This window comes from Pasteurella oralis (genome assembly GCF_002850605.1).
GTDB classification, from domain to species: domain Bacteria; phylum Pseudomonadota; class Gammaproteobacteria; order Enterobacterales; family Pasteurellaceae; genus Pasteurella; species Pasteurella oralis.
Genome location: NZ_NXGB01000001.1, coordinates 300,966 through 313,026, shown reverse-complemented (window position 1 = coordinate 313,026; position 12,061 = coordinate 300,966). Strand labels below are relative to the sequence as shown.

10 protein-coding genes are annotated in these 12,061 nt (G+C 38.0%); 2 read left to right on the top strand and 8 right to left on the bottom strand.

All coding sequences use genetic code 11. The features are described 5' to 3' along the window. Positions 1-10: 10 nt before the first annotated feature. Positions 11-553, bottom strand: a complete 543-nt coding sequence (gene hpt / locus C0975_RS01530; RefSeq protein ID WP_101774635.1) for a hypoxanthine phosphoribosyltransferase — start codon at positions 551-553, stop codon at positions 11-13. 233 nt (positions 554-786) lie between these two features. Continuing rightward, complete coding sequence (gene pmbA, locus C0975_RS01525; protein ID WP_101774634.1) at positions 787-2,142, bottom strand: metalloprotease PmbA; 1,356 nt, start codon at positions 2,140-2,142, stop codon at positions 787-789. Between the two features lie 94 nt (positions 2,143-2,236). Between pmbA and yjgA the strand changes: the two genes are divergently transcribed. Beyond that, a complete protein-coding gene (gene yjgA, locus C0975_RS01520) occupies positions 2,237-2,782 on the top strand; it encodes a ribosome biogenesis factor YjgA (RefSeq protein ID WP_101774633.1) in 546 nt (181 codons plus the stop codon). A 68-nt stretch (positions 2,783-2,850) separates the two neighbouring features. Here the strand turns inward: yjgA and hflC are convergent, their stop codons facing one another. The 6 genes from hflC to thrA all read right to left on the bottom strand — a co-directional run bounded on the left by hflC (position 2,851) and on the right by thrA (position 10,920). Further along, positions 2,851-3,738: a protease modulator HflC gene (gene hflC, locus C0975_RS01515; protein WP_101774632.1), complete on the bottom strand. Its 888-nt coding sequence runs from the start codon at positions 3,736-3,738 to the stop codon at positions 2,851-2,853. Next, entirely contained in the window at positions 3,738-4,979 is a 1,242-nt protein-coding gene (hflK, locus tag C0975_RS01510; RefSeq protein WP_167383022.1) for an FtsH protease activity modulator HflK, read from the bottom strand. The genes hflC and hflK overlap by 1 nt, the downstream gene beginning before the upstream one ends. A 393-nt stretch (positions 4,980-5,372) precedes the next feature. Next, on the bottom strand, positions 5,373-6,095 hold the full coding sequence (locus C0975_RS01505) for a 4'-phosphopantetheinyl transferase family protein (protein ID WP_101774630.1): 723 nt from the start codon (positions 6,093-6,095) through the stop codon (positions 5,373-5,375). Positions 6,096-6,209: 114 nt separating this feature from the next. Further along, positions 6,210-7,484 (bottom strand): threonine synthase, encoded by a 1,275-nt coding sequence (thrC, locus tag C0975_RS01500; RefSeq protein ID WP_101774629.1) that lies wholly within the window; start codon positions 7,482-7,484, stop codon positions 6,210-6,212. A gap of 19 nt (positions 7,485-7,503) precedes the next feature. Further along, positions 7,504-8,448 (bottom strand): homoserine kinase, encoded by a 945-nt coding sequence (gene thrB / locus C0975_RS01495; protein WP_101774816.1) that lies wholly within the window; start codon positions 8,446-8,448, stop codon positions 7,504-7,506. A 24-nt stretch (positions 8,449-8,472) separates the two neighbouring features. Continuing rightward, positions 8,473-10,920: a bifunctional aspartate kinase/homoserine dehydrogenase I gene (gene thrA, locus C0975_RS01490; RefSeq protein ID WP_101774628.1), complete on the bottom strand. Its 2,448-nt coding sequence runs from the start codon at positions 10,918-10,920 to the stop codon at positions 8,473-8,475. Between the two features lie 360 nt (positions 10,921-11,280). Between thrA and C0975_RS01485 the strand changes: the two genes are divergently transcribed. Further along, positions 11,281-11,982 (top strand): YggS family pyridoxal phosphate-dependent enzyme, encoded by a 702-nt coding sequence (locus C0975_RS01485; RefSeq protein WP_101774627.1) that lies wholly within the window; start codon positions 11,281-11,283, stop codon positions 11,980-11,982. Positions 11,983-12,061: the final 79 nt, after the last annotated feature.

The following is a 12,061-nucleotide window of genomic DNA, read 5'->3' as shown; positions in this document are numbered from 1 at the left end:
AACAATAATTTTATTCTTCTTCTAAAACAACATGACCAATATAGCCTAAGTTACGATAACGCTGTGCATAATCAATACCATAGCCTACAACAAATTCATCTGGAATAGTGAAACCTACCCATTCAACAGGCACTTCAACTTCACGACGAGAGGGTTTATCAAGTAGTGTACAGATAGTAAGAGACGTTGGATCGCGTAATTTCAAGATCTCACGCACTTTTTGTAAGGTATAACCAGTATCAATAATATCTTCAATAATCAAGACATGTTCATCTTTAATATCGCCATCAAGATCTTTACTAATTTTCACATCATGATTCGTTGTCATGCCACTGCCATAGCTTGACGTTGTCATAAATTCAATTTCAACTGGCAAACTAATTTCACGGACCAAATCCGCCATAAACATAAATGAACCACGTAAAAGTCCAACAACAATCAATTTATCTACTGCTTTTTGTTGGTAATACTGCGTAATTTCACGACCAAGTTCTTGAATACGAGCACGAACTTTCTCTTCTGAGATTAAAATACCAACATGGTGTTTTTTCATTTTGTTTTACCTTATATAGGGATTGTAAAAGTGCATTCTACAAAAAAAAGGCTGAAGTTTAAACCTTCAGCCCACAAATACCCTAACGAATTTACTTTCTACTCTACCTGTTTGGAGTATGACCCTAACTGAAAACGACCTACTCTATCATTCTCAACCGAATCTCTAACAGATGTACGTATCTTAGCAAATAATTTATACATGTCAATAGGAATTATTCTCATTTTCAAAAATTAATTACCCGATACTTTTAAGTTATCTAATAAAATTGATCCAGTTTGAATATTAGAACGATACTCAATATCATCAGTTACTGCAACGATATTCGCCAACATATCTTTCAATTGCCCTGCAATAGTAATTTCAGCGACAGGATATTGAATTTCACCATTTTCAACCCAGAAACCCGCTGCACCGCGTGAATAGTCACCAGTCACTAAGTTTATCCCCTGTCCCATTAGCTCAGTGACGAGTAAACCTGTCCCCATTTGACGTAACAGTGCTTGCAAGCCACCCGTTAAATTTGGTTTGACTAACCAATTATGAATACCACCAGCATGTCCCGTGCTTTGCATCCCTAACTTTTTACCACTATAACTGGTCAATAAATATGTTTGTAAAATCCCTTGTTCGATGATCTCACGGTTCTGAGTACGTACTCCTTCACTATCAAAAGGTGACGATGCTAATTGCCCAATTAAATGTGGACGCTCACTAATCTGAAACCAATCTGGCAACACTTGCTTACCTAAATGATCCAATAAAAAGCTGGCTTTACGGTATAAACTTCCACCACTAATCGCAGCAGTTAAATGACTCATTAATCCTGTTGCAACATCATTAGCAAAAATCACTGGCACTTGCTGAGTTGCCAATTTCTGAGGTTGCAAGCGTGCTAAGGCTTTCTTAGCACAGTTCTCCCCCACCCAATTGGCACTTTCTAACTGATTGACATTACGTGAAATAGTATATTCATAATCACGCTCTAATTGAGCATCAATACCACCAATGACAGAACATGAGAGCGAATAGCGACTTGATAAATAACTTTGCAACATACCATGGCTATTACCATACACACGTACTCCAGTATGCGAATTAAATGCTGCACCTTCACTATTCACGATGCGTTTATCATATTCCAATGCTGCTTGTTCTGTTCTTAAAGCAAGTTCTAGCGCCTGATCTACATCAATCTCTGCAGCATGATATAAATCCAAATCAGGTGCATCAAATGCCATTAATTCACGATCAGCTAAACCAGCACACTCATCAGGTGAAGTATATTTCGCAATCGCCAATGCCGCTTCAACCGCACTTTTAATTGCATCATGACTTAAATCCGAAGTCGACGCATTGCCTTTTTGCTTGCCTAAATATACTGAAATACCTAGGGCACCATCATTATTAAATTCAACATTTTCAACTTCTTGTAAACGCGTTGAAACAGATAAACCACTTACTTTAGTCACAGCCACTTCAGCAGTTGCCCCTGCCTTTTGTGCGATGGCCACAGCATAACTTACTGCTTCACGCAATTCTTGCTCTTGTTGCAATAAAAGTGCGGTCGATTTTTCAGTATTTTCCATATTGATTCCTTCAAACAAATTTGTGGCATTTTATCCTATTTTCAATTTTCATGCTAAAATGTTGGCTTATTTTTTGTAAGATAAAGGAAAGAAAATGGCAAAGCGTGGCAAAAAGAACATTGATTGGGATAACACCGATTGGGACGCTGAAGAACAAGAAGAAATTATTTGGGTGAGTAAAAGTGAAATTAAACGTGATGCCGAAGCATTAAAAAAACTCGGTGAAAAGTTGGTTAACCTCAACAAAGCAAAATTAGATAAAATTCCATTAGAAGATAAGTTACTCGAAGCGATTGAGTTAGCACAACGTTTACAAAAAGAAGCAAAGCGCCGCCAGCTACAATATATCGGTAAATTGTTACGCAATATTGAAGTTGAGCCGATTCAAGAAGCATTAGACAAGCTAGAAAATAAGCATAATCAACAGCAAGCACTGTTACATAAACTGGAAATGTTACGTGATACATTAATTGACAATGATGATGCTTTTACACAATTTTTAGACCAACATCCTGAAGCAGATCGTCAGCATTTACGTTATTTAATCCGTTCTGCCCAAAAAGAAAAAGCGCAAAATAAACCACCAAAAGCATATCGCGAAATTTTTCAGTATTTGAAAGAATTAATGTTAGAAGAATAACAAATGTCCCTCAAAAGACAAAAGGCGTTAGTTTTGAAACTAACGCCTTTTTTACAATTCACAAAGCGTTACTTGGTTGGTGCCTGCATGAAGCGGAAAAATTCACTGTCAGGCTTTAAAATCATCATATTCTCTGAATTTGCAAAGCTACTTTCATAAGCCTTTAAACTTCTCAAGAAGCTATAGAATTGTGGCTCTTGTGAAAACGCATCAGAAAATACTTTTGCTGCAGTTGCATCACCAGAACCGCGTAATTCCTGTGCTGTTCTATTTGCATTAGCCAAAATTAAAGTCACTTTACGATCAACGTCTGCTTGAATAAATGCCGCTTTTTCACGACCTTGTGAACGATGTTCACGCGCTACAGCATCACGCTCTGCACGCATACGTTGATAAATAGATGAGGATACTTCATCAGGTAAATTAATTTGTTTTACACGCACATCAACGACTTCAATCCCTAGCTCTGCCGTACTATCTGCACCAGTATTAAGTGCTTTACGTGCACCTTCCATTAATTCACCACGCGTACCAGATACAATATCTTTAATTGTTCTTGAACCTGTTTCAGAACGTAAACGGTCATTCACTTTACGACGTAATAAATTAGAGGCTTGTGCATAGTCACCACCACCTGTAGCAGTATAGAAGCGACCAAAATCACTAATTCGCCATTTCACGTAAGAATCTACGAGTAAGTCTTTTTTCTCTACAGTGACAAAACGATCGGCTTGTCCATCAAGAGTGCGAATACGAGCATCTAAAATCTTAATAGAATCAATAAATGGAATTTTGAAATGTAAACCTGGATTGTAAACAACAACTTTATTATCTGCATCACGATGTACTTTACTAAAACGAAGCATAATGCCACGTGTGCCTTCTGAGACAATCACAATACTAGAATACAAAATTGCCGCAATAATCACGATAACAGGGGTTAAAAATTTACGCATTAGTTAAATCTCCCTTGGCGAGTATTCTCTTGTCTTGTTGCAGGTGCAGAATATGATGGCGTTGTTGATTGTGTTTCAACGCGAATAACAGGACGACTTTCTTCAACATTACTTTGAGTCGCTTTAGATTTATTCGCTTGCCCTTTTAAAATTTGTTCTAATGGCAATATAGTTAAATTATTACCACTATTTGCATCTAACATCACTTTAGGTGTATTTGCCATCACTTTTTCCATCGTTTGAATATACAAACGCTCACGTAATAATTCTGGTGCTGCTTTAAATTCAGGTAATAAACGCTCAAAACGTTCGACTTCCCCTTTCGCATCTAATACTACGCGATCTTTATAAGCTGTTGCTTCTTCTAAAATACGTTGTGCGTCACCACGAGCAATTGGCTCACGTTCACGCGCATAAGCTTCTGCTTCACGAATATAACGCTGTTCATCTTCTTGCGCTTTAATCGCATCATCAAAAGCATCTTTTACTTCTTCTGGCGGACGAGCTGATTGGAAGTTAACATCAACAACCTCAAGCCCCATATCATAAGACTCAATAATTGTGTTCAAGGTCTTCCAAGTATTCTCACGCACAACAGAACGACCAGTGGTTAAAATATCGTCCATCGACATATGACCAATCACATAACGTAATGCACTATCTGTTGCTTGGTTCAAACTATCATCCGCATTAGTCACACTAAATAAATATTTAGCAGGATCATGCACACGATATTGCACAGTCATTTCCACTTTCACCATGTTTTCATCTTGCGTTAACATAGCACCTTGAGTTCTTAACTCTTTCACTTGTTCGACGTTAACAGGAATAACACGATCGATAAAAGTCGGTTTCCAGTTTAAACCAGGTTGTACAATTGAGTGCAATTCACCAAAACGCATGACAACACCACGCTCGGCTTCTTTCACGGTATAAAAACCACTCACACCCCAAACAATAGCACCAACTACTGCTGCAACAGGTAATAATTTACCCAAATTCAATACTGGAGGTTGATTTGAGTTATTACGTTTACCGCCATTACCTGTCCCTCCGAGCTTTTTCAGAAGATTATTAAACATTTCTTCAATATCTGGTGGCGATTGATCGCGATTGTTTTGTTTTCCGCGTGAATTATCGTTCCAATTCGGCTGTCCACCCTCATTATCAGGACGATTGTTTTCAGGCTTTTTCTGCCCTGGTTTGCCCCAAGGATCTTGATCTGAACCGTTCAATGACATTACGTTCTCCATTTGTCAAAAAATTGTTACTTGCTTAAACAAATTTTAACAGTCTAAACAAAATATTGTATTAAGTCTAACGAAACCCGTTACTAAATGGGGATATTTTTTACGATTTAAAGTGCCAACAAAAAAATAAGCCGCAAGCTAAGAGGAACCATGACACATTTCCATTTTTTAAGCACTAAAACTACTAAAAAATCACTATCAGATAGCATTGATAAAAAATGATAAATAATTGAAATACAATGTTTTTGTCGCCTCGCTGTTAAATCAGACATTGTGGTGATTTTTACTTAATCTTACTAGTATAACCTTTATAATCATTCCACATGACACGTTGTTCCAGCGCTACAAGATACTCTGAAAACAACATAATTAATGCCATCTTCGTCACTTTTGATTTACAACATAATGAATATAGGGTGGTGAAGCGGTTATAGCTAATTGTTGACCATCCCACGCAAAATAACGAAAATCAATTGGCTCAAGCGTATTCACAAAAAAAGCCAAATAAAAAGGGAGTTTTTGACTAAAAATAAGCTGACCTGTTGGACAATAATCTGATCTTATTTGACGTAAAATCGGGTCATGGCTCACCTCCGCCAACTTTACAATTCCAATCCCTTGCGATTTCAATACAGCTTCACGCAAACACCAAGTTAAATAAAAAGCAGCCTGATGATCTTGCTGTTGCTGAAACCAATCTTGCTCTGGTTGCGCAGCAAAATGGGCTAATAGTGCAGTAAAATCACGTTTTTTATTTGGGCATTCAATATCAATCCCTACGGTACTTTTTCCTTGAGGCACAACATGTAAAATAACCGCTACCCAATCGCCAGAATGACTGATATTAAAATCTACCTCATCAATAGGTAATTGTGGGCGACCATTTTCACTATAGTCAATGTGTTTTAAAAGTGCGGTCGGTTTTTGAGAAATTTTGAGTAATTCCCATAATAAGAAATGCGCAACCCAGCGACAACGATGACGTGTTTTTACTCGTTGATTTTGGCTTTTTAAAGGTTGGCGTAGCTTCTCACTTAACAGTTCAGAAGGAATAGTGTCTAGAGGATAGGGCTGGTGGATGTTAGCGTAAGCAATAAAAGTGCTCATTTAAAAATCTCTTTTCCTTCTTCTTTAACATCATTTGTCTTGATTTTTCATGGCATAAACACAGATTGCTTATCTCAATATTTTCCCCTCTTGAAACCAAGAGGGGAAAATAGTTTATCCTAATAAATAAGCTCTCAAGGTTGCAAAATCATTTTCCATTACATCGGATAATAATGGCAATGCAGCATGTTTCGCTAAGGTTTCTGGTAAATCTAATTCAAGTTGCAGAATACGTTCGACACTTTCCTTAAATTTCGCAGGATGAGCTGTACATAAAAATAATCCATTTTCACCCTCTTGCAAATCTTGCTTTAAAACACGGTACGCAACCGCACCATGTGGTTCACATAAATAACCTTTATCATACATTTGTTTTAAAGTTTGCTCAGTTTCACTGTCATTCACTGCATCAGAATGCAGTTCTGATAATGCCCACCCATTACGTTTAAATAACTCCTCAACACGTGGCCAGTTATTTGGACGGCTCACATCCATCGCATTAGACAGTGTTGCAACAGTATCATTCGGCTGCCAATTACCACTACGTAAATAACGTGGTACCGTGTCATTAACATTAGTTGAAGCGACAAAACGTTTAATTGGTAAACCTAATGACTTAGCAATTAACCCCGCAGTTAAGTTACCAAAGTTACCACTTGGTACAGAGACAACGACATTATTACGCATCTCTTTTGGTAATTGAGCCATTGCTTCAAAGTAATAACAAACTTGGGCTAGCAAGCGACTAATATTAATTGAGTTGGCTGAATTTAATCCAATCGTTTGGCGCAATTCAACATCATCAAAAGCTTGCTTCACTAAGGCTTGGCAATCATCAAAATCCCCTTTAATTGCCACTGTGCGAATATTACCACCTAAAGTGCAAAATAGTTTTTCTTGTAACGGACTGATTTTGCCTTGTGGATACAAAATTACTACATCAATATTTTCTAAGCCATAGAAGGCATGGGCAACGGCCGCCCCTGTATCACCAGATGTTGCCGTTAAAATTGTAATTTTACCATCGCCACGCACTGTCGCTAAGGCTTGTGCCATAAAACGCCCACCAAAATCTTTAAAAGCTAATGTCGGACCATGAAATAATTCTAAGGCATACACATTATCTTCGACCTTCACGACAGGCGCAGGAAAGGTGAACGCATTTTTTACCATTTGCGCTAACTGGCTTTCTGTCATTTCTGTACTGATTAATGCACTAAGAATTTTTTGACTACGTTCAACTAGCGGCAATGCCAATAATTCATCGATATCATCAAAGTGCGGTATGTTTTCAGGGAAAAATAAACCTTGGTTCTTACCTAGACCTTGGCGTACAGCTTGAGCGAAGTTGACTTGTTCTTCAGGATGTTTGATGTTGTATAAATTCATATTCTTTCCGTTTTTTCAATTAACCTAGTGCTCTTGCACCCACATTATCAACCTTACAAATATGTACAAAACCTTCATTATTTTGCAAGTAATGATTTTCTAAATACGTCGATAATTTCATTGCTGTAGCTAAATCAGGTGCGATAGCAAAAATCGTTGGACCTGAACCTGAAATACCTGTCACTAATGCCCCTAAATCACGTGTCGCTTGTTTTACATCAGCAAAGTTCGGTAATAAAACTTCACGATAAGGCTCTGCGATAACATCTTTCATCATTAACGCTGCAAGTTGTGCTTGTTTAGTATGACAAGCATGCACAAAACTACCTAAATGACGCGCCTGTGCAATCACATCTTGGCGCGTATAACTCTTTGGTAAAATCGCACGCGCTTCTGCAGTTGACACTTCAATTCCCGGATAAGCTAGCACCCAATACCAATCATCAAAAAATGGCAATCGCTGACAAATATTCCCTAAAGACTGCACCATTAATTGCACACCACCTAAATAACAAGGCGCTACGTTATCATAGTGAATCGAGCCTGAAATACGCCCCTCTAACTCCCCCATCATCTCTAATAATTCCATCTTAGAAAAAGGTTCGTCATGGAATTGATTTAAGGCAACTAATGCTGCCACGATTGAACAAGCACTCGAACCAAGGCCAGAGCCAATTGGCATATTTTTTTCAAGTGTTAAACGTAATGAACGAACTGATATACCACGTAACTTTAAACGCTCACTGAATAACACATAAGCTTGATATACAATGTTCTTTTGCGGCTCTTTTGGTAATTTACGTACAAAATAACCCGCATTTTCTAGCTCAAATCCAGCTGCAATTGCGTCAATTTGCACCACATCACCCAATAATGAACCATCAATAGGGGACACTGCTGCCCCCAAAGTATCAAATCCCACACTTAAATTCGCACTTGATGCAGGTGCATAAATTCTAAGCATATTCTTTTCCATCTATTTACCTAATTAAGCTTGTAGCGTTCTTAAAATATCAGCAAAAATACCCGCCGCCGTCACAGCATTACCTGCGCCATAACCACGTAAAAGTAACGGTGCTGGTTGATAATAACGTGTATAAAAGGCTAAAGCATTTTCACCATTTTTTACTTTATACAATGGGTCTTCTGCATCCACTTCTACAATAGACACCTTACATTTGCCGTTTTCAATTTGCCCAACATAGCGTAGTACTTTACCCATTGATTTAGCTTTCTCAACACGGGCTGCAAATTCACTATCTAACTCAGGTAACATCGCCATAAATTCAGCAGTCGTTTTTCCTTCTGCAAATCCTACAGGTAATACACTTTCTACTTCCACATCAGTTAGCTCAAGTTGTAATCCTGTTTCACGAGCCAAAATAAGCAACTTACGTGCGACATCTTGCCCAGACAAATCTTCTCTCGGGTCAGGTTCAGTAAACCCTTTTTCACGTGCAAGTGCAGTTGCTGCCGATAATGAAAGCCCATTTTCTAATTCACCAAAAATAAATGACAATGAACCCGATAAAATGCCATTAAATTTCATCACCTCATCACCTGCGGCTAACAAATTCTGCAAATTTTCAATTACAGGTAAACCCGCACCCACGTTTGTATCATATAAGAACTTACGTTGGTTACTACGCGCATTTTCACGCAATGCATTATAATAGGCTAACTCACGTGTATTGGCCTTTTTATTTGGCGTAACCACATGGAATCCTTCACTTAGTGCTCTTGCATACAAGCCCGATACTGATTCAGCCGAAGTACAGTCAACGAATACAGGATTCACGACATGATGTAACTTAATGAATGAAAGCAATACATCAAAATCAGAGGGTTGCGTCGCATTTTCTAATTCAGATTGCCAATTCTCTAAACATAATCCATCCGCTTTAAGTAACATCTTATTAGAATTAGCAATTGCACAAACACGAATTTCAATGTCCTTTTTTGCTAAATACGCTTTTTGGTTTTTAATTTGTTCGATTAACTCACCACCAACACCACCAACACCAACTAAAAAGACATCCACCACTTTTTTATTATTAAATAACGCTTGATGTGTGGCTTTTACTGCTTCAATCGCTTTATTTAATGACACGACCGCAGAAATTGAACGTTCCGATGAACCTTGTGCAATCGCAACAATACTGAGATTAGCTTGAGCAAGTGCTGAGAAGAAACGCGCCGCAATCCCCTTCGCTTGCTTCATTCCATCACCAACAACTGAAATAATCGACAAATCTTTAATCACGTCTATTGGCTCAAGATCATTTGTTTTCAACTCTTGCTCAAATTCTTTTTCCAACGCCTGTTTTGCCACATCGACTAATTTTGCCGGTACACAGAAACTAATACTATATTCCGACGAAGACTGCGTGATTAAAATAACTGATACCCCCGCATTCGACATCGCAGAGAAAACACGTGTAGCCATCCCCACCATACCTTGCATACCAGGGCCAGAAACATTAAACATAGCCACATTATCTAAATTTGTAATCCCCTTGACTTGTAGCTGTTCAGATTTCACATTGCCATCAATAATTGAACCTGGTGCGGTTGGATTCCCTGTATTTTTAATTAAACAAGGAATATTACCTTGTACTAAAGGACCGATGGTACGAGGGTGAATCACTTTCGCACCGAAATAAGAAAGTTCCATCGCTTCACGGTAAGATAAACTTGGTAACAGGCGAGCATCTGGCACTAAACGCGGATCACAAGTGAAAACCCCATCAACATCAGTCCAAATCTCACAAGCACTGGCACCTAAACACGCAGCTAAACACGCAGCCGAATAATCAGAGCCATTACGTCCTAATAAAACTAACTCGCCTTTTTCATTGCCTGCGGTAAAACCTGCCATCAGAACCACGTTTTTTGTTGGAATAGATTTTGCATCAACACGTTTAGTCGATTCTTCAATGTCCACTGAAGATTCTAAATAACTGCCATGCGCTAATAATTTCTCAACAGGATTAATTAATGTGACCTCATAACCACGCGCTTCAAACCAAGCTTTCATCATCGCAATTGATAATTTTTCCCCTCGACAATCAATGCTTGCTTTTAACGCATCAGAAACAAAACCTTGCTGACGAATTTCTTCTAAAGCTGCTTTGATCTGTGCAAATTCAGCATCAATCAATGCTTTAGTACCAGCAAGATCGAATTGATTATTTTCTGCGTGTAATCCATTAATAATGTGATAAAAAATCTCTAAAGCTTCATCAAAATGCGTATCGGTAGGTTGATTTAAACTGGCTTTTTCAGAAAGGGCGACAAGATGGTTAGTAATTTTAGCAGGTGCAGATAAAACGCCCGCGGCTTGTTCTTCAAAGTGTGCTTTTTCAATCAGTTGTGCCGCCTGCGAGAAACGCTCTGGATTAGCTAACGAAGTCCCCCCGAATTTTAATACACGCATAATAAAATCTCCTAGATGTTGTGAATTTCAAAATATTATAAAAATTTCATAAAAAAACCCGCACTTTTTACTGAGCACGGGTTTTGTCGAATTCGATCTTTTTGCTACGCACTAACCCGCACCATTCATCATAATAATGGTGGTGGTCATAATCATCATGGTTACAGAAGTGCGTTTATTCATCATATTGGTTAAAAATAAAAAAAGGATGTGTAAGAAATACCTAAATTTACTGGGGTTGTCAAACAGAAAATGCAAAAATATTATAAATTTTTCAAATCCGGCAAGTTCTTGTAATATAGCTGATATTTTTTAACTCAACCATAATTGCAAACGATTTCCTAGCAGGATACCTTCTGTATGACAATCCAACAAAATATTACCCAAATTCAAACTCAAATAAATTACTATTTAGACCAAGCCAACCGCCCTCAAAGTGCAGTCAAGTTATTAGCAGTTTCTAAAACTAAGCCCGTTGATGCCATTTTAGCGGCATATCAAGCGGGGCAAATAGCATTCGGTGAAAATTATGTACAAGAAGGCATCGACAAAATTAGTTATTTTCAACAACAAAATATCGAATTAGAATGGCATTTCATTGGTCCCTTACAGTCGAATAAAACACGTTTAGTCGCAGAACACTTTGACTGGATGCAAACGCTTGATCGTATAAAAATTGCCGACCGCCTCAATGAACAACGTCCTTATTACAAAGCACCATTAAATATTCTAATTCAAATTAATATCAGCGACGAAAACAGTAAATCAGGTATTGTACCAAGCGAAATGTTGACTTTAGCAAAGCACATTCAAAACTTACCGCACTTACGCTTACGTGGTTTAATGGCAATCCCTGCTCCAACAGATGACATTCAACAGCAAGAACAAGCATTTAATGCAATGAACGCATTATTTATAGAATTGCAACAATCATTCCCTGACGCTCAAATTGATACGCTTTCTATGGGCATGACCGATGATATGGCAAGTGCAATTCAGTGCGGTTCAACAATGGTAAGAATTGGTACTGCAATTTTTGGTGCAAGAAACTATCATAAATAGTCCCATTTTCCTCCTCATATCATATTGATACAAAATATAAAGATAAAATTTGACAGTGTTATAGTGGCTTTTTATTATT